Source organism: Mycobacterium asiaticum, from assembly GCF_001673315.1.
GTDB lineage: Bacteria > Actinomycetota > Actinomycetes > Mycobacteriales > Mycobacteriaceae > Mycobacterium > Mycobacterium asiaticum_B.
Genome location: NZ_LZLQ01000022.1, coordinates 1 through 22,470 on the forward strand (window position 1 = coordinate 1; position 22,470 = coordinate 22,470).

General features: G+C 65.7%; 18 protein-coding genes and 2 pseudogenes. 6 read left to right on the plus strand and 14 right to left on the minus strand.

What is annotated here, in order from left to right; genetic code table 11:
* Nucleotides 1-55: 55 nt before the first annotated feature.
* A pseudogene (locus A5636_RS27040) lies at nt 56-148 on the plus strand (hypothetical protein); the annotation flags it as partial.
* 11 nt (nt 149-159) lie between these two features.
* Here the strand turns inward: A5636_RS27040 and A5636_RS03125 are convergent.
* Nucleotides 160-844 (minus strand): annotated as a pseudogene (locus A5636_RS03125) (signal recognition particle receptor subunit alpha); the annotation flags it as partial.
* Between the two features lie 432 nt (nt 845-1,276).
* Here A5636_RS03125 and A5636_RS03130 point away from each other — a divergent pair.
* Complete coding sequence (locus tag A5636_RS03130; protein ID WP_065157273.1) at nt 1,277-2,989, plus strand: DEAD/DEAH box helicase; 1,713 nt, start codon at nt 1,277-1,279, stop codon at nt 2,987-2,989.
* 150 nt (nt 2,990-3,139) lie between these two features.
* Here the strand turns inward: A5636_RS03130 and A5636_RS03135 are convergent, their stop codons facing one another.
* From A5636_RS03135 to sepIVA, 11 genes are all read right to left on the minus strand, one after another.
* Nucleotides 3,140-5,560 (minus strand): [protein-PII] uridylyltransferase, encoded by a 2,421-nt coding sequence (locus tag A5636_RS03135; protein ID WP_065157274.1) that lies wholly within the window; start codon nt 5,558-5,560, stop codon nt 3,140-3,142.
* An 84-nt stretch (nt 5,561-5,644) separates the two neighbouring features.
* Nucleotides 5,645-5,983: a nitrogen regulatory protein P-II gene (gene glnB / locus A5636_RS03140; RefSeq protein ID WP_055577570.1), complete on the minus strand. Its 339-nt coding sequence runs from the start codon at nt 5,981-5,983 to the stop codon at nt 5,645-5,647.
* A gap of 2 nt (nt 5,984-5,985) precedes the next feature.
* On the minus strand, nt 5,986-7,419 hold the full coding sequence (locus A5636_RS03145; RefSeq protein ID WP_155763552.1) for an ammonium transporter: 1,434 nt from the start codon (nt 7,417-7,419) through the stop codon (nt 5,986-5,988).
* A gap of 195 nt (nt 7,420-7,614) precedes the next feature.
* Nucleotides 7,615-8,916, minus strand: a complete 1,302-nt coding sequence (gene ftsY, locus A5636_RS03150; RefSeq protein WP_065157275.1) for a signal recognition particle-docking protein FtsY — start codon at nt 8,914-8,916, stop codon at nt 7,615-7,617.
* A 91-nt stretch (nt 8,917-9,007) separates the two neighbouring features.
* Nucleotides 9,008-12,619, minus strand: a complete 3,612-nt coding sequence (smc, locus tag A5636_RS03155) for a chromosome segregation protein SMC (protein ID WP_065157248.1) — start codon at nt 12,617-12,619, stop codon at nt 9,008-9,010.
* A gap of 126 nt (nt 12,620-12,745) precedes the next feature.
* Nucleotides 12,746-13,024 (minus strand): acylphosphatase, encoded by a 279-nt coding sequence (locus A5636_RS03160; protein WP_065157249.1) that lies wholly within the window; start codon nt 13,022-13,024, stop codon nt 12,746-12,748.
* Nucleotides 13,014-13,424 (minus strand): OsmC family protein, encoded by a 411-nt coding sequence (locus A5636_RS03165; RefSeq protein WP_065157250.1) that lies wholly within the window; start codon nt 13,422-13,424, stop codon nt 13,014-13,016. Before A5636_RS03165 ends, A5636_RS03160 begins: the two co-directional genes overlap by 11 nt.
* A 213-nt stretch (nt 13,425-13,637) precedes the next feature.
* Nucleotides 13,638-14,498: a DNA-formamidopyrimidine glycosylase gene (mutM, locus tag A5636_RS03170; protein ID WP_065157251.1), complete on the minus strand. Its 861-nt coding sequence runs from the start codon at nt 14,496-14,498 to the stop codon at nt 13,638-13,640.
* Nucleotides 14,498-15,223 carry a ribonuclease III gene (gene rnc, locus A5636_RS03175; RefSeq protein WP_065157252.1) on the minus strand — a complete coding sequence of 242 codons (726 nt, stop codon included), beginning with the start codon at nt 15,221-15,223 and terminating at the stop codon, nt 14,498-14,500. The genes mutM and rnc overlap by 1 nt, the downstream gene beginning before the upstream one ends.
* Complete coding sequence (locus A5636_RS03180) at nt 15,220-15,798, minus strand: YceD family protein (RefSeq protein WP_081287572.1); 579 nt, start codon at nt 15,796-15,798, stop codon at nt 15,220-15,222. The genes rnc and A5636_RS03180 overlap by 4 nt, the downstream gene beginning before the upstream one ends.
* Before the next feature lie 62 nt (nt 15,799-15,860).
* Nucleotides 15,861-16,598, minus strand: a complete 738-nt coding sequence (gene sepIVA / locus A5636_RS03185; protein ID WP_065157277.1) for a cell division protein SepIVA — start codon at nt 16,596-16,598, stop codon at nt 15,861-15,863.
* A 270-nt stretch (nt 16,599-16,868) separates the two neighbouring features.
* Between sepIVA and A5636_RS03190 the strand changes: the two genes are divergently transcribed.
* The 3 genes from A5636_RS03190 to purU all read left to right on the plus strand — a co-directional run bounded on the left by A5636_RS03190 (nt 16,869) and on the right by purU (nt 19,746).
* The gene (locus A5636_RS03190; protein WP_065157278.1) at nt 16,869-18,047 is read left to right on the plus strand and encodes a permease; all 1,179 of its coding nucleotides are present in this window, start codon (nt 16,869-16,871) and stop codon (nt 18,045-18,047) included.
* A 412-nt stretch (nt 18,048-18,459) separates the two neighbouring features.
* Complete coding sequence (locus A5636_RS27530; RefSeq protein WP_301336675.1) at nt 18,460-18,594, plus strand: hypothetical protein; 135 nt, start codon at nt 18,460-18,462, stop codon at nt 18,592-18,594.
* Nucleotides 18,595-18,834: 240 nt separating this feature from the next.
* Nucleotides 18,835-19,746: a formyltetrahydrofolate deformylase gene (gene purU, locus A5636_RS03200; RefSeq protein WP_081287573.1), complete on the plus strand. Its 912-nt coding sequence runs from the start codon at nt 18,835-18,837 to the stop codon at nt 19,744-19,746.
* Here purU and A5636_RS03205 read toward each other — a convergent pair.
* Nucleotides 19,743-20,795 carry an NAD-dependent epimerase/dehydratase family protein gene (locus tag A5636_RS03205; protein ID WP_065157253.1) on the minus strand — a complete coding sequence of 351 codons (1,053 nt, stop codon included), beginning with the start codon at nt 20,793-20,795 and terminating at the stop codon, nt 19,743-19,745. The two genes, purU and A5636_RS03205, sit on opposite strands and share 4 nt — an antisense overlap.
* Nucleotides 20,796-21,025: 230 nt before the next feature.
* On the opposite strand from A5636_RS03205, the gene A5636_RS03210 reads away from it, so the two are divergent.
* Nucleotides 21,026-21,982 (plus strand): metallophosphoesterase, encoded by a 957-nt coding sequence (locus A5636_RS03210; RefSeq protein WP_065157254.1) that lies wholly within the window; start codon nt 21,026-21,028, stop codon nt 21,980-21,982.
* A 3-nt stretch (nt 21,983-21,985) separates the two neighbouring features.
* On the opposite strand, the gene coaD is transcribed toward A5636_RS03210, so the two are convergent.
* Entirely contained in the window at nt 21,986-22,465 is a 480-nt protein-coding gene (gene coaD, locus A5636_RS03215; RefSeq protein WP_065157255.1) for a pantetheine-phosphate adenylyltransferase, read from the minus strand.
* Between the last annotated feature and the right edge of the window lie 5 nt (nt 22,466-22,470).

The following is a 22,470-nucleotide window of genomic DNA, read 5'->3' on the forward strand; positions in this document are numbered from 1 at the left end:
CCACGACTTCGTCCTCGTCGATACCGCCGGCCGACTGGGTATCGACGATGAGTTGATGGCTCAGGCCGCCGCCATCCGCGACGCCGTCAATCCCGACGAGGTGTTGTTCGTCCTGGACGCGATGATCGGCCAGGACGCCGTCGCGACCGCCCAGGCATTTGGCGACGGCGTCGGGTTCACCGGCGTCGTGCTGACCAAGCTGGATGGCGGCGGCCTGAGCCATCAACTCCTCGTCGATACCCAGTCGGCCGGCGGTATCGACGATGACGAAGTCGTGGTGCTTGGTCTTGGCTTCGGTGATGCCTGCGGCCGCGACGGCGACCGGGTCGCCCGGCCCTGACTCGGGTGAAGCGCCAGGGTGCGGCGCGAACACCGGGACGCCCGCGCGCTGGCCGACGACCTGAAGCTGGTTGACGGCGGCCGGACGCTGGAGGTCGCAGGCCACCAACAGGGGCGTATGACCCTGGTTCTTGAGCCGGAACGCCAGCTTGCCGGCCAGCGTCGTCTTACCGGAACCCTGCAGGCCGGCGAGCATGATGACGGTCGGCGGCGTCTTGGCGTAGGCGAGCTCCCGTGTCTGCCCACCGAGGATGCCGATCAATTCCTCGTTGACGATCTTGACGACCTGTTGCGCCGGGTTGAGGGCGCCGGACACTTCGGCACCGCGGGCGCGCTCCTTTATCCGGTGGACGAAGGCGCGGACGACGGGCAGCGAAACGTCGGCTTCCAGCAGCGCGAGCCGGATTTCGCGGGTGGTGGCGTCGATATCGGCGTCGGTCAGGCGGCCCTTGCCGCGCAGCCCCTGAAGGGCACCGGTCAAGCGGTCGGAGAGCGATTCAAACACGACCGCCAGCCTAGTGGTGATCGCGAGCGCGGCGAAGCCGGGCGAAGCGGGTCACCACAATCAGACCCGGTGGTGATCGCGAGCGCGGCGAAGCCGGGCGAAGCGGGTCACCACGAACGGACCCGGTGGTGATCGCGAGCGCGGCGAAGCCGGGCGAAGCGGGTCACCACGAACGCGACACTGCAACCTGGTACACGACACGCCGCGGGATGTGTACCTGGTTTCAATTTCGGCGCGCGCGACGCGCACTGTGCACCTCCGACGCGCACTGCCTCACCTGAGCCAACCCCCAAGCGCGCCCACTGCGCGCCCACGACGCGCCCACGACCCCGTCGATCCGTACTACCTGCAGCGAAAAGCGTTGTCGTGTTAGATTTTACAGCCGCGCCCGGTATCGCCCCGGCGCGAACACGCCAGCTAACGGGGGGATTGTTGTCGCTGCAGCCGGTCGGCCATTTCCCCGCCGAAGGTAGCCGACCGCTGCGCGGTTGGCAGCGTCGCGCTCTGGTGAAGTACCTAGGTACCGAACCGCGCGATTTCCTGGCTGTCGCCACACCAGGTTCCGGCAAGACCGCGTTCGCCCTGCGCATCGCGGGCGAACTCATCGCTCACCGCGCCGTCGAGCAGCTCACGGTCGTCGTGCCCACCGAACACCTGAAGGTCCAGTGGGCACAGGCCGCGGGACGGCAGGGACTGTCCCTGGATCCGAAGTTCTCCAACTCCAACCCCCAGACCTCGCCGGAGTACCACGGCGTCGTCGTCACCTACGCGCAGGTGGCCGCGCATCCCACCCTGCACCGGGTGCGCACCGAGCAGCGCAAGACCCTGGTGATCTTCGATGAGATCCACCACGGCGGTGATGCCAAGACCTGGGGTGACGCCATCCGCGAGGCTTTCAGCGACGCGACCCGCCGACTCGCGCTGACAGGCACGCCGTTCCGCAGCGACGACAGCCCCATCCCCTTCGTGAACTATGAAGCCGGCTCCGACGGCATCCTGCGGTCACAGGCCGACCACACCTACGGATATGCCGAAGCCTTGGCCGACGGCGTGGTGCGCCCGGTGGTGTTCATGGCCTATTCGGGACAGGCACGCTGGCGGGACAGCGCAGGCGAGGAGCACCAGGCCCGGCTGGGTGAGCCGCTGTCGGCCGAGCAGACGGCGCGGGCCTGGCGCACAGCGTTGGACCCGGCCGGGGAATGGATGCCCGCGGTGATCACCGCCGCCGATCTGCGTCTGCGCCAACTGCGCGAACACGTCCCCGACGCGGGCGGCATGATCATCGCCTCCGACCGGACGGCGGCCCGCGCCTACGCCACGCTGCTGAAAAAGCTCACCGGCGAGGCGCCCACGGTGGTGCTCTCCGACGACCCGGGGTCTTCGGCGCGAATCTCGGAGTTCGGCGCCAGCACCAGTAGGTGGCTGGTCGCGGTAAGAATGGTCTCCGAGGGCGTCGACGTGCCGCGACTCGCGGTCGGCATCTACGCGACGAGCGCGTCGACGCCGCTGTTCTTCGCCCAGGCGATCGGCCGGTTTGTGCGGTCCCGCCGGCCTGGTGAGACGGCAAGCATCTTCTTGCCGTCGGTGCCCAATCTGCTGCAGCTGGCCAGCGAATTGGAGGCGCAGCGCAACCACGTCCTCGGCGAACCCCACCGCGAGTCCGAGGGTGACCCGCTCGACGACGATCCGGCCACCAAGACCCAGAACGAGAAGACCGAGGAGAACGGTTTCACTTCGCTGGGCGCCGACGCCGAGTTGGACCAGGTGATCTTCGACGGGTCGTCGTTCGGCACCGCCACTCCCGCGGGCAGCGAGGAGGAAGCCGATTACCTCGGTATTCCCGGTCTGCTCGATGCCGAACAGATGCGCGCTTTGCTGCACCGGCGGCAGGACGAGCAGCTACAGAAACGTGCCGCCAACCAGGGACCGAGCGCGCCGGTCACCACTCACGGACAGCTGCGTGAGCTGCGACGTGAACTCAACGCTCTGGTATCGGTGGCTCATCACCGCACCGGTAAACCGCACGGCTGGATCCACAACGAGTTGCGCCGCCGCTGCGGCGGCCCGCCGATCGCCGCGGCTACCCGCGATCAGCTCAAGGCGCGCATCGACGCCGTCCGGCAGCTCAACGCCGAGCAGTCCTGAAAGAGGCCTGCCCGCCAGTGTGAAAACGGCGACGCCGGCGCGGCGTGTCGCGTCGTGAGATTCACACTCGCGGGTCGAGGAAGCGACCACGACGGCGGCAACGGCCGACAACTGTTCGGCAGAACGACCCCGACGGGCAGTAGGACCGTCCTAGTCCCCCACCGGCTCGTCGTCCATCACCACTGCGGGCGCGCCCAGCACGGCTAGCAGGTTCTTCTCCACCGCGGCCCGGGCGTTGAGTTCCGGTGGCACCGCCACACAGAACACGTCGGCCGCGGTCGACCCGAACGTGTTGACTTTCGCCCAGACGATATCTGTTTCGGCGCGTTCCAGCGCGCGGGCGAGCAACGCCAGTAGACCCGTGCGATCCATCGCCCGCACTTCCAGGATGAGGTGACCCGGGGTGTCGGTGTCGAGCCACAGGATCCGCGGCGGGGCGGTCGAGCGGGTGACCGGCACGCCAACCTGCACCTCCCCGGCTCGCGCGGTCGCTTCGCTGGCTGCGTCGCTGTCGCGCTTCTCCAGTGCGCCGAGCACGTCGACGTCGCCGCGCAGCGCACCCACGAACGACTGACGCAACAAGTCCGCCGCGGGCGGTGATCCGAACAGCGGCGACACCACGAATTCGGTGATCGCGACGCCCTCGTGAATGTTGACCGAGGCCGAATGCACGCGCAGTGAGTTCAGCGCCAGCACGGCAGCGGCCTTGGACATCAACCCCCGCTCGTCGGGTGCCACCATCACCGCGTGTAGCCGCTCGCCGCCGCCCGGGTTGATCTCGACATGCACGCCTTGCCGGGCGGCCAACGAAAGGTAGTGCGGCGCAGTCGGTTCCGCTTGCGGCGGGTCCTCGCCCGCCATCGCCATCCGGCAGCGCCGCACCAGGTCGTCGACCAGCGACGCCTTCCAGTCGCTCCACACACCGGGGCCGGTGGCCTTCGAGTCCGCCTCCGACAGGGCGTGCATCAGTTCCAGCAGTTGCGGATCTCCGCCCAGCGCCTCCGACACGGCCTCGATAGTGCCGGGGTCGTTGAGGTCGCCTCGGGTGGCCGTGATGGGCAGCAGCAAATGGTGCCGGACCATCTTGGACAGGGTGTCGATGTCGGCGGGCGCCAGTCCCAATCGCTCGCCGATCGGGATGACCAGGTCGGCGCCCAGGACGCTGTGGTCGGTTCCCCGGCCCTTGCCGATGTCGTGGAGCAGCGCGCCGAGCGCGAGCAGGTCCGGTCGGGCGACGTTGGTGGTCAGCGGCGCCGCGTACACGGCGCACTCCACTACGTGGCGGTCCACCGTCCACTTGTGCGACACGTCGCGCGGCGGCAGGTCCCGGATGGCATCCCACTCGGGCAGCAACTGACCCCACAACCCGGTGCGGTCCAGCGCCTCGATGGTCGCCACCGCGGTGGGGCCGGCCAGCAGCACCACCAGTAGGTCGTCCAGCGCCTCTCGCGGCCACGGCGTCGGCAACGGTGGTGCGTTGTCAGCCAGGCGGCTCAGCGTCGCGGCGCCGATCGGCACGCCGCGGTCGGCCGACGCCGCGGCCACCCGCAACACCAGGCCGGGATCGCGCTGCGGCTGGGCTTCACGCGCGAGCACGATCTCACCGGCGTACTCGACGACGCCCTCGTCCAGCGGGCGCCGCTTGGGACGCCCCAGGAACGCCGAGATGCCGCGCCGCGGCATCGCGTTGGCGGCGGTGCGCAGGCCGGTGACGGCATGAAAGCTGATGGTGCGGCCGGCGCTGGACAGCATGCGGGCCAGGTCGAAGCGATCGCCGACACCCAGCGCGGCGCTGATCTCGTCGGCGAATTGGGCCTGCAGCTGGTCGCGGCCGCGACCTGACACCCGGTGCAGTTCGGTCCGCACGTCGAGCAACGTCAGGTACGCGTCGTCGAGCGATCCGACCGCCGAGTCCGCTCGAGCCATGCCGTGTCGGTCGATCAACTGCGCCAGCGCCAGTGCGTTGAGCATTTGAACGTCGCGCAGCCCGCCGCGGCCAGACTTCAGGTCGGGTTCGGCACGATGCGCGATCCGGCCCAGCCGCAACCAACGGGCATGCGTGGTTTCCACCAATTCATCCATGCGGGAACGGATTCCGCTGCGCCATTGCCGCCGGACGCCGTCGATCAGTTCGGCCGAAAGCCGCTGTTCACCGGCGATGAACCGGGCTTCCAGCATGCCTAGCGCGGCAGTCAGATCGGCACCGGCCGTGGCCAGCGCCTCGTTGACCGTGCGCACACTGTGGTCGAGCCGAACGTTGGCGTCCCACAACGGATACCAGAGTTTGTCCGCGACCGGCCCCAGCACGTCGGCGGGCTTGCCGTCGTGCAGCAGCACCAGGTCCAGATCCGAGTACGGCAGAAACTCGCGTCGGCCGAGACCACCTACCCCCACGATCGCGAACCCGCTGCCCTCGGTGATCCCGATCTCGCCGGCCTTGGCGATCAACCAGGACTCATGCAAATCCAGACAGGCCTGGCGCAACGCGGCCGGCGCCATATCGCGATGTCCGTCAGACAACAGGTCACGCCTGGCAGCAGCCAAATCAACTGCGGCACAGCCGTTTTCCATCGAATCACGTCCAGACGGGTCCGCCGGGTGCGGGTTCACACCCGGTCGGTCCGTGCAATTCGGTTCAGCAATGCCGAACCAACCTCATAGCGCGTCGGACCCGCGCTCACCGGTGCGCACCCGCACGATGGTGTCGACCGGACTGACCCACACCTTGCCGTCGCCGATCTTGCCTGTCCGTGCGGCTCGGACGATGCTGTCCACGACCTTGTCGACGATCGAATCGTCGACGACGACCTCAATCCGCACCTTGGGCACAAAATCGACCGAGTACTCAGCACCCCGGTAAACCTCGGTGTGCCCCTTCTGCCGGCCGTAGCCCTGGATTTCGCTGACCGTCATACCCAGGACGCCTGCATCCTCGAGGCTGGTCTTGACGTCGTCGAGGGTGAACGGCTTTACGATCGCGGTGATCAGCTTCATATCTATTCCGCCTCCACTTTCTCGCCCACTCGCACCCGGTCTTCCCGGCCATTGATGCTGCTCTCCGGCAGACTGGCCCGCGGAAGCACCGAACCGCTGGCGACCGCAAAGTCGTAGCCACTCTCGGCGTGCTCCGACTCGTCGATGCCCGCGGCCTCCTGCTCAGCCCCGAGACGCAGTCCGATGGTGTACTTCAGGATAATTGCCAGGATAAACGTGACGACGGCGGAGTAGGCCAGGACAGCAAACGCGCCGACAGCCTGACGTTCCAGTTGATCGAACCCACCGCCGTAGAACAGCCCCTTCGACACACCGGCGACGCCGTTGATGGCCACGCTCTCCGGTGCGGCCAGCAGGCCCACCAGCAGGGTTCCGACCAAGCCACCGACCAGGTGCACCCCGACCACGTCGAGCGAGTCGTCGAATCCGAGCTTGAATTTGAGCCCCACCGCCAGCGCGCACAACACACCGGCCACCACTCCGACCGCGAGTGCGCCCACCACGTTCACCGACGAGCAGGACGGGGTGATGGCGACCAGCCCGGCAACGATGCCCGACGCCGCGCCCAGCGTGGTGGCCTTACCGTCGCGGATTCGCTCGGTGAGCAGCCACGCAAGCATGGCCGCGGCGGTGGCAACGGTGGTGGTGATGAACGTCGATCCGGCGGCCCCGTTCGAGCTGGTCGCCGAACCGGCGTTGAAGCCGTACCAGCCGAACCACAGCAACCCGGCACCGAGCATCACGAACGGCAGGTTGTGCGGCCGGAACAGCGTCGTCGGCCAGCCTTTGCGCTTGCCCAGCACGATCGCCAGCACCAAGCCGGCCACACCTGCGTTGATGTGCACCGCAGTGCCACCGGCGAAGTCGATCGCGTGCAACTTGTTGGCGATCCAGCCGCCCTTCTCCGAGGCGAACTTGTCGAACGAGAACACCCAGTGCGCGACCGGGAAGTAGACCAGAGTCGCCCACAGCCCGGAGAACACCAGCCAGGCACTGAACTTCAGCCGGTCGGCGACCGCACCCGAGATCAAGGCGACGGTGATGATCGCGAACATCAGCTGGAAGGCCACGAAGACGGTGGCCGGCAACGTACCCGCCAGCGGGATGTTCGATGCGGCGGTCCCCGCGGCGGCATCCGCGGCGGCACCGTTGCCGCCGATGAGACCCTTCAGACCCCAGTAGTCAGTCGGGTTGCCGACAACGTTCGCCGTGTCGTTGCCGAATGCCATCGAGTATCCGTAGAGCACCCAGAGCACCGTGATGACGCCCATGGCGCTGATGCTCATCATGATCATGTTGAGCACGCTCTTGGCGCGCACCATGCCGCCGTAGAAAAACGCCAGCCCCGGCGTCATCAACAGCACGAGCGCGGAACTGGCCAACATCCATGCGGTGTCACCCGTATTGGGCACACCCATTACCGGGAAGTCACTCACTCGCTATCACCTCCATTCAGCGTTCGGAGGGCCCCAGAAGATGACTGGGGACCTGAACCAGAACCATGCGCATAAGTTGTTGCGCGAATGGGGCAGCGGTGTTTCGGCAGGATTAACGTAAAAGTTGCTGTGTAGTAGCTGCTGTGGCGATCGCAAGCGCGGCGTAGCCGGCGCGGCGGGTCGCCACCATCCCGATCAGCCGAGCAGGGCGTCGACAAACGCGCCGGGTTCAAAAGGCGCGAGATCGTCGGCCCCTTCACCGAGGCCGACCAGCTTCACCGGCACCCCGAGTTCCTGCTGGACACGGAATACGATGCCGCCCTTGGCCGTTCCGTCGAGCTTGGTGAGCACCGCGCCGGTGATGTCGACGACTTCAGCGAAGACCTTGGCCTGCGCCAGTCCGTTCTGGCCGATCGTCGCATCGAGCACCAGCAACACCTCGTCCACGGCGGCGCGCCTGGTCACCACCCGCTTGACCTTGCCGAGCTCGTCCATCAGTCCGACCTTGGTGTGTAGCCGGCCGGCGGTATCGATGACGACGACGTCAGCGCCGGATTGGATGCCTTTGTCCACGGCGTCGAATGCCACCGACGCCGGGTCGGCGCCCTCCGCGCCACGGACCACCTCCGCGCCCACCCGGGACGCCCACGTCTGCAACTGATCGGCCGCGGCAGCGCGGAAGGTGTCGGCGGCGCCGAGCACTACGCGGCGACCGTCTGCCACCAGCACCCGGGCCAGCTTGCCGACGGTGGTGGTTTTGCCGGTGCCGTTCACCCCGACGACCAGCAGCACCGACGGATGGTCGGCGTGCGGCAGGGCACGGATCGAGCGATCCATGCCGGGTTGCAGCTCGTTCACCAGCACTTCGCGCAGCACCGCGCGCGCGTCCGCCTCGTTACGGACGTTGCCGCTGGCCAACCGGGTGCGCAACTGCGAGACCACCGACTCGGTGACCACTGGCCCCAGGTCGGCGACCAGCAGCGTGTCCTCCACGTCCTGCCACGAGTCCTCGTCCAGGTCGCCGCCACCGATCAAGCCCAGCATGCTGCGGCCGAGCGCGTTCTGTGACCGGGCCAGCCGCCCACGCAACCGTTCCAACCGGCCTTCTGGCGGCTCGATCGCCTCGATCGTCGGCGCCTCGGGTACCGGCTCGATCTCGATCTCGGGTTCGGCGGCTACTTCGGGCGCCGTATCCAGCTGCGGGTCGGGAAGCTGAACCTCGGAGATGGTGCGTTTGGGGGCATCACGGGGAATCGTGGCGTCGTCACCGACGGTGGGTAAACCGGTGGTGTCGAGCACGGGTTCGGCGGTCGGTGACTGGCTGAAGCTGATGCCGGAGGACGCCTTGTATCCACCGGAACGGTCGATGGCGTCAGGTTTGGGCGGGGTGACCAGGGTGATCCGGTGTTTGCGGTAGCGCACCAGGCCGACGACGAGCGCCGTGATGATGATCAGGGCGGCGGCGACCGCGATGGCAATCCACAAACCTTCGGACACGCTGACTATCCCTTCCAACTGCATTTCGGGTGAAGCTCAAACAAGCTCAAACAAGCTCGGACAAGCTAAGACCAAGCTAGAACAAGCTCGGCTAAGCGCCGGTCGAGACCAGCCGATCCACCTGCTGACCGCGGATCCGCTGGGAAATGACCGCGGTGATTCCATCACCCTGCATCGTCACGCCATAGAGCGCGTCGGCCACCTCCATGGTGGGCTTCTGGTGGGTGATGATGATCAATTGCGACCGGTCGCGCAGCATTTCGAACAGACTGATGAGCCGGCGCAGGTTGACGTCGTCCAGAGCGGCTTCCACCTCGTCCATGATGTAGAACGGCGACGGGCGGGCGCGGAAGATCGCGACCAGCATGGCCACCGCGGTCAACGCTTTCTCGCCTCCCGAGAGCAAAGACAACCGGGTTACCTTTTTGCCCGGTGGGCGGGCCTCCACCTCGATGCCCGTGGTGAGCATGTCGTCGGGCTGAGTCAGCCGCAACCGTCCTTCACCGCCGGGGAACAGCGTGGTGAAAACGGTTTGGAATTCCCGTTCGACGTCGACGAACGCCTCGCTGAACACCTGCAGGATGCGGGCGTCGACGTCGGCGACGACGTCGAGCAAGTCCTTGCGGGCTCCCTTGACATCCTCGAGCTGGGTGGCCAGGAAGTTGTAGCGTTCCTCGAGGGCAGCAAACTCTTCCAGGGCCAGCGGGTTGACGCGGCCCAAGTCGGCGAGCTCGCGTTCGGCGCGTTTGGCGCGGCGTTCCTGAGTGGTGCGGTCGAACGGCATCGGCGCGGGCGCCACCACCTGCTCGCCGCGTTCGCGGGCCTGCTCGAACTCCGCCATCTCCTGGTCGGTGGGGGGCAGCGGCACGTCGGGGCCGTATTCGGCGACCAGGTCGGCCGGCGCCATCCCGAACTGCTCCAGCACCATCTGCTCGAGCTGCTCGATCCGCAGCGCGGCCTGGGCGTTGGCGACCTCGTCTCGGTGCAGCGAATCGGTGAGCTTGGCCACCCGTGCGCTGAGCGTGTTCACCTCTTCACGGACCGCGGTCATGGCCGCGGTCCGCTGCTCTCGTTCGGCGGCGAGTTCGTCCCGCAGTTGCGACGCGGTGTCCACTACCCGGTTGAGCCGCCGTGACAGCAACCGTCCGGACTCGGCCACCGCCACTGCCACCGCGGCGGCGCGCAATCGGACGGCGTGGGCATGTTCGGCTCGCACCCGCGCTTCGCGTTCGGCGGCGGCGGCGCGACGCAGCGAGTCCGCCCGTCCGCGGACCGCGTTGGCGCGCTCCTCGGCGGTACGCACTGCCAACCGCGCCTCCACTTCGAGACTGCGTGCGCTCTCGGCAGCCGCAGCGATTTCCTGCCGGGCCTCCACCAGGTTGGGTTCCGCCGCATGCCCGTGCTCGCTTTCCTGAGCGTTGCGCAACCGGGTTTCCAGCTCGACGACCTCTTCGAGGGTCCGAGCCCGACCTACTTCAAGTTCCTCGCGCTGCTGCAGCAAGCGAGTCCACTCGTCCTGGGCCGCCCGCGCTTCCTGACCCAGCCGGCCCAGCTGCTCGTACATCGCCGAGATGGTGGTGTCGGATTCATTGAGCGCGGCCAGGGCTTGCTCGGCGGCATCCTGGCGAGCCGTCTGCTCGGTCAGTGCTCCGGACAGGGCCGCGCTCAGTTGTTCCACTTGCGCCTCGGCGGCGGCGAGCTCACCGCGTGCCTTCTCGATTGCCGAGGCCACTTCCAGGGTGGAGACCTTGCGGTCGGATCCACCGCTGACCCGGCCGGCGCCCACCAGGTCGCCATCCAGGGTGACCGCCTTCAGCCGGGGATTTCGCGCTACCAGGTCCAGCGCTTCACCGAGTTCGCCGACCACCGCGACATCCGAGAGCATGGCGGTCATCGCACCCTGCAATCGCGGCGGCGCTTCGACCAGGTCCAGCGCCCATGTGGCCCCGCCGGACAGTTCCGCCGTCGGCGTCGAATCCGGGGACGCGGGCCAGTCACCCAGCACCAGGGCGGCGCGGCCTCCGTCGGCCTGCTTGAGTGCGGCCACGGCGGTGCACGCGGCACTCGGGCTGTCGGCGGCCAGCGCGTCGGCCGCCGAACCCAGCACCGTGGCCAGCGCCGCCTCATACCCTGGCCGCACCTTGATCAGTTCCGCGACGGAACCGAAAAGTCCTGCGCCACTATGGTTTCGGGCAAGCCAGCCGGCGCCGTCCTTGCGCTCCAGGTTCATCGACAGCGCGTCGATGCGTGCCCGCAGCGAGGCAACCTGGCGTTCCGCGGAGCGCTCGGCGGTCTGTAATTCCGTGACGCGGTCGTCGCTGAGTCGCAGCGCGGTCACCGTCCGCTCGTGCTGCTCGTCGAGTCCGACCTCACCCTGATCCAGTTCGCCGACACGGCTCTGCACGCTTTCGAACTCGGCGCGGGTCTGCTGAGACCGCGCGGCGGCGTGTTCTATCCGCTCGGAAAGCCGCGCCACGCTCTCGTCGGTCGACTCCACTCGCGCGCGCATGGTTTCCACTTGTCCGCCCAGTCGCGCCAGGCCTTCCCGCCGGTCGGCTTCGGCACGGACCGCGGCGAGGTGAGCCTTCTCGGCTTCGACGGCACGGCGTTCCCGCTCCGCCAGTTCTGCGCGCGCGGCATCGAGCCGGTTCCGGGCGTCGGCGAGCTCCGCCAGGAGTTGCTGCTCGGCGCGCGCCACTTCGTCAGCTTCGGCTTCCAGCGCGTCGGGGTCGGTGTCGCTGGTCCGCACTGGCTCGACGTCCAGGTGGTGGGCGCGTTCGCTGGCGATGCGGACCGTCGCGCCGACCCGTTCGGCCAGCGCGGACAACCGGAACCAGGTTTGCTGAATCGACTCAGCCCGGGCGGACAACGCTACGAGGCATTCCTCATGTTCTGCCAGCTCTCGGGATGCCACCGCCAGGCGGGCGACGGCTTCGTCGTGGTCGCGGCGCATGGCGGTCTCGGTGTCGAAGATCGCCTGCCGCTCGGAACGTCGACTGACCAGGGCATCGGCTGCGAGCCGCAATCTGGCGTCGCGCAGATCGGCCTGGATGGTCTGGGCGCGGCGGGCCACTTCGGCCTGGCGGCCCAACGGCTTGAGTTGTCGCCGGAGTTCGGTGGTCAAGTCGTTGAGGCGGGCCAGGTTCGCGGCCATCGCGTCGAGTTTGCGCAGCGCTTTTTCCTTGCGCTTGCGGTGCTTGAGCACTCCGGCGGCTTCTTCGATGAACGCGCGCCGATCCTCGGGCCGGGACTGCAGAATTTCGTCGAGCTTGCCCTGGCCCACAATCACGTGCATTTCGCGACCGATGCCGGAGTCGCTCAACAATTCCTGGACGTCCATCAAACGGCAACTGCTGCCGTTGATTTCGTATTCACTGGCACCGTCGCGGAACATCCGTCGGGTGATCGACACCTCGGAGTACTCGATCGGCAGCGCGTTGTCGGAGTTGTCGATGGTGACAGTAACCTCGGCACGTCCCAGCGGCGCGCGTGAGGAGGTGCCGGCGAAGATGACGTCTTCCATCTTTCCGCCGCGCAGTGTCTTGGCCCCCTGCTCCCCCATCACCCAGGCCAGGGCGTCCACCACGTTGGACTTGCCGGAGCCATTCGGTCCGACGACGGCGGTGATGCCGGGTTCGAACCGCAGAGTCGTCGGCGCGGCGAAGGACTTGAAGCCCTTCAGCGTCAGACTCTTGAGGTACACGAGGGGCCAGATTACCGGTGCCGGCCGCTGACTCCGCCCGCTCTGGGCGTGTCACCGCGGGCGTTCCCGACCCCTTTGACACCGCTAGTCAATCGGGTCGCTCTGACCCCAGCGGCACCACGGCTGCTATCGCTCGACGAACCCGGTGAACTGCTCGGTGGGTTCCGACCAGTCGGCGACGACCCGGTCGACACGTCCGGGCGTGGTGTCCCCCCGGAGCAGATCCAGCAACCGTTCACCGGCCTCGCGGGGACCGTTGGCGACCACCAGCACGCGGCCGTCGGGCTGGTTGGCCGCGTAACCGGTCAACCCTTGCTCCAGCGCACGGCACCGCGTCCACCAGCGGAAACCGACGCCCTGCACGTGACCGTGCACCCAGGCGGTCAGTCGCACGTCATCCGACATCGGTGACCTCGAAGTCGACGGTGGTGCCGGACTTCAACGTGCGTCCGACAGTGCAGACCGCGTCCACGGCACGGTTGACGACCGTAAGCAGCCGTGCCTTCTCCTCCTCGGTCAACCCAGACAGGTCTACTTCCAGCCTCTCCTCGAGCCGCGGGTAGATCTCGTTGTCCCGGTCAGCGTCGCCGGATACGCGGATTTTCGCCCGGTAGTCGTCGCCGAGGCGACGCGCCAGTGGCTGATCACTGGACATTCCGCTGCAGGCGGCGAGTGCGATCTTCATCAACTCACCGGGGGTGAAGACGCCCTCCACGTCCTCGTTGCCCACGAGTACCTGCGCACCCCTTGAGCTGTGTCCGGTGTACCGGCGCGTGCCAGTGCGTTCGACCCACAGATCAGTCATGACTCCCTTTCTACAATGCGGCGGACGCTGGACAGCGCCCTGGCCACCGAGACTGCAGTGGCGGTAGCGAGCCTGCGACCACGGCGCCATACCGACGGAATTCGCACTGTGCCCGCGGGCTCGGTGCAGTCAACGCAGACTCGGTGCAGTCAACGCAGACTCGGTGCAGCCAACGCAGACTCGGTGTAGTCAACGCAGACTCGGTGCGGATTCTTACCCGCGAGGCCTCGGCTGACATTTCGGACAGTAGAACGAGGAGCGATTCATGAACTTCTCCCGCCGCATCACCGCTCCGCACCGGCGGCAGTCCTGACCTTCGCGACCATAGGCGTCCAGCGATCGGTCGAAGTAACCCGACTCGCCGTTGACGTTGACGTACAGCGAATCGAACGAGGTTCCGCCCTTGGCGAGCGCTTCGCGCATGACATCTGCCGCGGAGTCCAGGACTGCGGCCAGTTGACGACGGGACAGCGTGTCGGCGATACGGGCCCCGTTGACCTTGGCCCGCCAGAGCGCTTCGTCGGCATAGATGTTGCCGATTCCCGACACCACCTGCTGATCCAACAGCTGGCGCTTGATCTCAGAGTGCTTGCGTCGCAACACTTTAATAACAGCGTCGGCGTCGAACTTCGGGTCCAGCGGATCGCGCGCCAGGTGCGCGACGGGCGCCGGAACCACACTGCCGTCCACCGTTACCAGATCAGCGAGCAGCCACCCGCCGAACGTCCGCTGGTCGGCGAAGCTCAACACCGTGCCGTCGTCGAGCAGCGCGGAAATCCGGACATGATCTGCGCGCGGCACCGCCCCCAGCAACATCTGCCCACTCATGCCCAGGTGCACGACTAAAGCGGTGTCCGGGTCGGCGGGCTTGTCCAGGGTCAGCCACAGGTATTTGCCGCGGCGATCGGTGCCGGTGATGCGGGCATCGAGCAGGCGCGCGGTGAGGTCTGCGGGCCCGGGTTCGTGACGGCGTACTGCGCGTGGGTGATGGACGCGGACCGCGGTGATCGTCCTGCCCACCACATGGGCTTGCAGACCCCGCCGCACCACCTCGACTTCGGGCAGTTCAGGCACTAGACCGAAGATTTCCCCGCGTTGTCCAGCACTTCAGTGGCTTCGAGCGCCTTATAGGCGGCCGATGCCGCTTTCTGCTCTGCTTCCTTCTTGGAGCGCCCCACACCCGAGCCATATTCGGAGTCCATCACGACGACCACAGCGGTGAACTCCTTGTCGTGGTCGGGTCCAGTGGAGGTCACCGAGTACGACGGCGCCCCCAACGCACGCGAGGCGGTCAGCTCCTGCAGGCTGGTCTTCCAGTCCAGGCCGGCACCCAGGGTCGGTGCGGTTTCCAGTAACGGGCCAAACAATCGCAGGATGACCTCCCGCGCCACGTCGATGCCGTGTTGCAGGTAAATCGCACCCAGCAGGGACTCCATCCCGTCGGCCAGGATGCTCGCCTTGTTGGCGCCGCCGGTATTCGCCTCGCCACGGCCAAGGAGGACGTGCACGCCAAGGCCCTCATCAGTGAGGTTGCGCGCGACTTCGGCCAGCGCATGAGTGTTGACGACGCTGGCGCGCAGTTTGGCCAGATCCCCTTCCGAACGGTCGGGGTGACGGTGATAGAGCGTATCTGTGACGGTGAGGCCGAGAACGGCGTCACCGAGGAATTCCAACCGCTCGTTAGTGGGCAACCCGCCGTTCTCGTAGGCATAGCTGCGGTGCGTCAATGCCAGTTCGAGTAGATCGTCTGCCAGGTCGACACCGAGCGCGTCGAGCAGCGCCTGTCGTGACGGGGTCACCGCCTTCCGCCTTCGGTTTCGTCGAACATGCCGGCCAGCTTGGCCCAACGAGGGTCGATCTGCTCGTGCCGGTGACCGGGTTCAGCGGCCAATGAGACGCCACATTGCGGGCACAGGCCAGGGCAGTCAGGTGAGCACGCCGGCGAAAAGGGCAGCTCCAGACCCACGGCATCGATGATCGGCTGCTCCAGGTTGACCATCTGATCGACGACGTGCCCCACCTCGTCTTCCTCAGTGGTCGCCTCGGTGGCACTGTCCGGATAGGCGAACAGTTCGGTCAGTTCAACCTGTACCCGCCCCTGAATCGGCGACAGGCACCGGGAGCACTCACCGGCAGTGGGCGCGGTTACGGTGCCGGTCACCAGCACCCCTTCGGAGACCGACTCCACCCGCAGATCCAAGTCCAGCCGCGCATCTTGGGGAATCGCGATCAATTCCACGCCGATGCGGGACGGACTGTCCACGGTCTCGTGCACCCTGAACATTGAGCCTGGGCGTCTTCCCAACCGGGCGACGTCGATAGTCAGCGGCGTCCGCACCGCTCGATGCGCCGTTTGGCTGCGCTGCTTGGCCATACCGGAAATCCTACGGCGCGCGGCGCACGTGTATGACGGTTCGCCCGGTCCCGGGCGCGCGCCTACCGGGTTACGTAATCGTGCGTACCCGCAGCGGTACGCAGCTGGTGCCGGCCACGACCGACCGATCGCAGAGTGCCGTTGAGGAACTCTTCGAACTCGGCGAGCTTGTTGTCGACATAGATGTCGCATTCGCCGCGCAGCCGGTCCGCTTCGGCGTGAGCGGTGTCGATGAGGCGGGTGGATTCGGCGTGCGCGGCCTGCACCACCTCGTTCTGCGACACCAGGCGCTGCTGTTCCTTGATGCCCTCTTGCACGGCCTTCTCGTAGGAGAGGTTGCCGTTTTCGATCAGCCGGTCGCATTCGGTCTTGGCGCGGCTGACGCTGGCCTCGTACTCGCGTTTGGCGGATGCCGCGATGCGCATGGCTTCCTCGCGCGCCTCGCCGACCATCCGTTCGCTGTGCTGCCGGGCTTCACTGACCATCCGGTCCGCTTGGGCCTTGGCATCGGAGAGCAGACGATCGGCCTCGGCGCGGGCGTGGTTGACCATCGATTCCGACTCGGTCGTCGCCGAAGACACCATCGAGTCCGCGTGCGTTTTGGCTTCATGCAGCATCGAGTCACGGGCGTCGAGCACGTCCTGGGCGTCGTCAAGCTCGCCGGGGATCGCATCTTTGATGTCGTCGATCAGTTCCAGCACGTCGCCACGGGGCACGACGCATCCCGCCGTCATCGGCACGCCACGGGCTTCTTCGACTATGGCGCTCAGCTCGTCCAGCGCTTCAAAGACTCGGTACACGGCCATACCCTCCTGGCGTTTTGCAAACTGTTGTGACCAGTGTGCCTGGTGTTACGTCTGTGACAGCGGTGATACCACCGGTGTGTCGGGTTCGGTTTTCCTTTTCGCCGCAGACGACCCATGCGCACGTGGTTTGCTACAGCCTATCGCCGCCGGGTCCGCGCTGGCGGGACGATGGTGGGCATACCGACCGGGCTTGACGATTTCGAGCTCGACAGCAACAATATCGTGTACCCCCCGGGGGTATGCAGCCCAGCGAGCGGAGGACCGATGGCAGAGAAAGCGCTAGCAGCCTTAGGCCACGCCCTCGCTCTCACCGGCTCCATGACGTGGGAGATCCTGTGGGCGCTGATCCTGGGCTTCACTTTGTCCGCAGTGGTGCAGGCTGTGGTTCGGCGCTCCACCATCGTGTCGCTGATGGGCGACGACCGGCCCCGCACCCTAGCGGTCGCAGCCGGCCTGGGTGCGGCGTCGTCGTCGTGCTCCTACGCCGCGGTGGCGTTGGCGCGCTCGCTGTTCCGCAAAGGTGCCAACTTCACCGCCGCCATGGCCTTCGAAATCGGCTCGACCAACCTGGTGGTGGAGTTGGGCATTATTCTCGCGCTACTGATGGGGTGGCAGTTCACCGCGGCAGAATTCGTCGGCGGCCCGTTGATGATCATCGTGCTGGCGCTGTTGTTCCGGTTCTTCGTGCGCACGCGACTGATCGACGCTGCCCGCGAGCAGGCCGAGAAAGGCGTGGCCGGCTCGATGGAAGGCCACGCCGCGATGGATATGTCCATCCAGGGCGACGGGTCTTTCTTCCGGCGGCTGTTCTCTCCTCAAGGCTTGACGTCGGTGTCGCACGTGTTCGTGATGGAGTGGTTGGCGATCCTGCGGGATCTGATCCTGGGCCTGTTGATCGCGGGCGCAATTGCGGCGTGGGTGCCCGAAAACTTCTGGCGGGACTTCTTTTTGACCAGCCACCCAACCTGGTCAGTGGTGTGGGGACCGATCGTCGGACCCTTTGTCGCGATCATGTCGTTCGTCTGCTCGATCGGGAACGTGCCGCTGGCCGCGGTGCTATGGAACGGCGGTATCAGCTTCGGCGGGGTTATCGCATTCATTTTCGCCGACCTGCTGATCCTGCCAATACTGAACATCTACCGAAAGTATTACGGCACCAGAATGATGCTGACGCTGTTGGCGACTTTTTACGTGTCGATGGTGGCCGCCGGGTACCTGGTCGAATTGATCTTCGGCACTGCGAATCTCATTCCCAGCCAACGCAATGCGATGGTCATGTCGGGAGGCATCTCATGGAATTACACGACGTGGCTCAACATAGTCTTCATGGTGATCGCCGCGGTGCTTGTGGCACGCTTCTTCAGCTCTGGCGGTAAGCCCATGCTGCGGATGATGGGTGGTTCGCCCGATGCAGAGCACGATCACCACGGGCACTGCCACTGATCGCCATGCGCGATATTCCCTTGTGCGATAACTGATTACTGCGGCAGCCTGACGGCGATCTCCCGATGAAAAACGCACCCAAACGCGGCCTCGCCTTGGGATGTCGACTAGCAGCCTAAGATCCAGCACATGGGTTCGGATGGTTTTCTGGTAGTCTCCGGCGAGCTGAACGCTATCGCCGGTCAGTGTCACGCACACGGCTGGCAGCTCACCGTAACCACTCCAGCGCCGCCGGGTTCGATGGTCTCAACACGGTTATCACCGGCGGTAATCTCTTGAAATGTCTGACAGGCGATGAGTGAGATGGGCGATGTCCTGGTGGCGCGATCCTCTCTGGCGCATTCGTGCTGGCGCTGTGGGGTGGCTGGCGCCCGCACGGCCGCGTCCCGTCCTACCTCGTGGCCGTGTCATCGTGGCAGCGCTGATTGCGGTGCTGGGAGCCACTAATCAGGCGAACCTCGTTGTCCTCTCGGTGATCATGCTGGCGCTGTTCGGTTCGTTGACAATCTTCAACGACCGCAGAGCCCAACGTAGCCGTGGTGGATAACAGCGCACCGCTAGCCATACCTCCCCTTTCCGCGTTTAGCCGAAACCGTCTGGACCACCCGCACCAACACCGGCCACCAAACCGAATGGCTACCACCACCCCACCTCGACCACGCATCAACCTTCCAACACCCGGAGGAACGCTTCACCGACGAAGACGACGACAAGGCGTTGTAGCTGCGCCCCATGGATTGTCAGCGGTATCCTGTCCTGCACAATCTGAGCTGACAGGGGGCCATAGGTGTCGACACCGAGCGAGCCCGGCAATTTCTCGCGGCGGCGCGCCGGCCCGCCGCCGCCCGCTGACATCGGGCGGTTGCTGCTGCGCTGCCACGACCGACCGGGAATTATTGCGGCCGTGAGCGCCTTCCTCGCCAATGCCGGCGCGAACATCATCTCCCTGGATCAGCATTCCACCGCGCCGGAGGGCGGAACCTTCTTGCAGCGGGCCATCTTTCACTTACCCGGTCTCACTGCGGCCATCGACGGACTGGAACGCGACTTCGCCAACTCGGTCGCCCGAGAGTTCGGCATCGACTATCGGTTCACAGAGGCCTCGAATCCCAAACGGGTTGCGATCATGGCGTCCAAGGACGATCACTGCCTGCTGGATCTATTGTGGCGCAATCGACGCGGCGAACTCCCTATGTCGATCGCCATGGTGATCGCCAACCACCCCAACCTAGCCGAACGGGTACGGCCTTTCGCCGTGCCGTTCTTTCATATTCCCGCCACCCGCGATACCCGTGCCGAAGCTGAGCAACGCCAGCTTCAATTGCTTTCCGGCAACGTGGATCTGGTGGTGTTGGCGCGCTACATGCAGATACTCACCCCGGATTTTCTCGCCGCGGTTGGCTGCCCACTGATCAACATTCATCACTCGTTTCTGCCCGCATTCATCGGCGCCGCCCCCTACAAGCGCGCCCGCGAACGAGGTGTCAAGCTCGTCGGCGCCACCGCTCATTACGTCACCGAAGTGCTCGACGAGGGCCCGATCATTGAACAGGATGTCGTGCGGGTCCGCCATACTGACACCGTCGACGATCTGGTTCGTGTCGGCGCCGACGTCGAACGGGCGGTGTTGTCGCGGGCGGTGCTTTGGCACTGTCAGGACCGCGTCATCGTGCACGACAACCAGACCATCGTCTTCTAGGAGAAGACTCCCACCGCCGTTTCGCCGAAGCGAGCACGTAGTGCACCCCATACATCGGCATAGTCTCCGGGGGAATTGCGATAGGCCTGATGGCGTTTGATGACCTGATGGACCATGGGAGTAATGAGCCGCCTGGGACGACGCTTCCATCCAGCCGTTGCGCACATCTCAGCCAGCATGTCAGGCCATGGATGTTGCTGGAAATTCAGCATTTTCTGTGCACGTGAGACATCCATCCAATCGTTGGGGAACCAGTCGTCGTCACTGTCCGGGTCACCGGGACGTCCCAGTGGAAGCAGACCGGCCATACCCTGAGCCGCCACCATCGCCGAGCCGATCGCACCCTGCAGTAACCGGTGCGTGTCGTCGCCGGCAATCATCAGGGTTTCACCGACGACGTCTTTGTGCACAGCAGCGGCGAAAGCTGCTGCGACATCACGGGTATCGATGCAGTGCACCCGCCCGTCTATCGGTAACGCGCTACCGAAATACACGGTGTCAGCGCTGAACGGCATGGCCGACGGGTCGACGCTGAGCACCCCGCCGAGTCGCAGCACCACCCAGTCCAGGCCGGAACATCGGACCAGTTGTTCGGCCTCGAGTTTGTGGCCTCCGTAGAGTTCGCACGGCCGGAGTGGTGTGTCCACCCTGAGCGGTTCGGGATGCCGGTAAGGGTTGCGGGAGCCGTATATGGCGATGCTGGACGCATGGAGGAACCGGGGCGGATGCGGTTGACTTGCGGCGGCACGGACCAACGCGGCGGTCGCATCGACATTGACCTTGCGGGCGAAGCCTGGCATTCGGTAGAGCGTCGGCGGGATTACCGCGGCCAGATGGACAATCACATCGGGTGACACGGTTGTCACCAGCTGGTCGACCTGAGCGGGATCCGTGAGATCGGTCCAGCGGGTTTCCACCCCCGCCGGCAGGATCGCTTCGGCCTTGCGGTGAGCGGTGGCCACCACCCGCCAGCCGTCGCGGGCGAACCGCCGCACGGTATCGCATCCAACCAAACCGAAAGCACCGGTAATCAGCACGGTCCCGGACATGGCGTCCCCGATCCTTCGAACATCGTTGTTCCAAGTTGGACGTTAACTCAACCGACGGCAAAGGTCTCGGAATTGCGGCAAGCTCGCTACGCGTCGAGCAGTGGGATAGCCGGAAGGTTCTGCCCAAGCCGATGGCAGACAAAACATTTCGCGGTAATACCGTCCGCCCCGGTGCCGGGCCGCCCGAACTGGTCAGACTTCATGTCATACCCCGGTGCAAGGATTGAGTCATGAGACAGTACGACATCATCGGCGACATCCATGGGTGCGCTACGCAGCTGGAAAGGCTGCTGGGCGAACTCGGATACCGCGTCCGCCATGGTGCTTACCAGCATCCCGAGCGACAGGCGATCTTCGTCGGCGATCTGGTCGACCGCGGCCGCGAACAGCTGCGCGTTCTCGACCTCGTCAAGCGGATGGTGGACGTCGGTAGCGCGCAGATCGTCATGGGCAACCATGAGTTCAACGCGGTTTGTTATGCCACCCGAGATCCGGAGAACACCGGGCTTCACCTGCGCAGGCATACCAAGAAGAACACGGACCAGCACGAGGCATTTCTCAAGCAGCTCTCTCTCAAACTACGGACTGAATACATTCGGTGGTTCGAGACATTGCCCCTGTGGCTGGATCTCGGAGACATCCGGGTCGTGCATGCCTGTTGGCACAAAGAATCGATGAAATATGTTGAGGGCGAACTAGGTTCGAACCGATTCACCGAACCGGATCAGTTCGTGAGAGCCTCGACCAAGGGCGACCCGCTCTACACAACCGTCGAGATCTTGCTCACGGGCCCGGAGATCAGCCTGACCAAGTATGGGCAGCCCAAGTACCTGGACAAGGACGGGCATCCACGCGGCAACGCCAGAATCCGCTGGTGGGACGACAGCGCAACGACGCTTCGGCACATCGCCGAAATAGGAAACAATTTCACAGCCGAAAACGGCGGACCCTACCCCGCGCTGCCCGACGTAGCGGTCGATGCGGATGAGCGGTCCTTCGTCTACCGCGACACCGTTCCGGTGTTCTTCGGCCACTACTGGCGACGGGGCGAGCCCCAGCAGGCACGCGACTGGACTCCGCACTGTGCCTGCGTGGACTTCAGCGTAGCCAAGGGCGGCGAGATCACCGCGTACCGATGGTCGGGCGAAAACACCATTGACCCCGGACATTACGTCCAGCTGAGCTAATGGCTACCGCTCAGCAATGCGTTCGCGCAGGCGACGATTCACCGGTTCGGGCAACAACTCGGTCACGTCACCTCCGAGCATCGCCACCTCTTTTGCCAGCGACGACGACACGAACGAATACTGCGGCGCGGTGGCAACGAAGAACGTGTCCACGCCGGCCACATGCTTGTTCATCTGCGCCATCTGCAGCTCGTATTCGAAGTCCGTGCCGGTGCGCAGACCCTTGACGATTGCGTTCATGCCGCACGACCGGACGAAGTCGACCACCAATCCCTGCCCGGACTTGACCTTGAGGTTCGGCAGGTGGGTCGTCGACTCTTCGATCATCGCGATCCGCTCGTCGAGGTCGAACATGCCCTTCTTGGCGGGGTTCACCAGGATGGCCACCACCACCTCGTCGAACTGGGCAGCGGCACGCTCGAACACGTCGATATGGCCCAACGTGACGGGGTCGAAGGAACCGGGGCAAACCGCGCCGCTCATGTCAC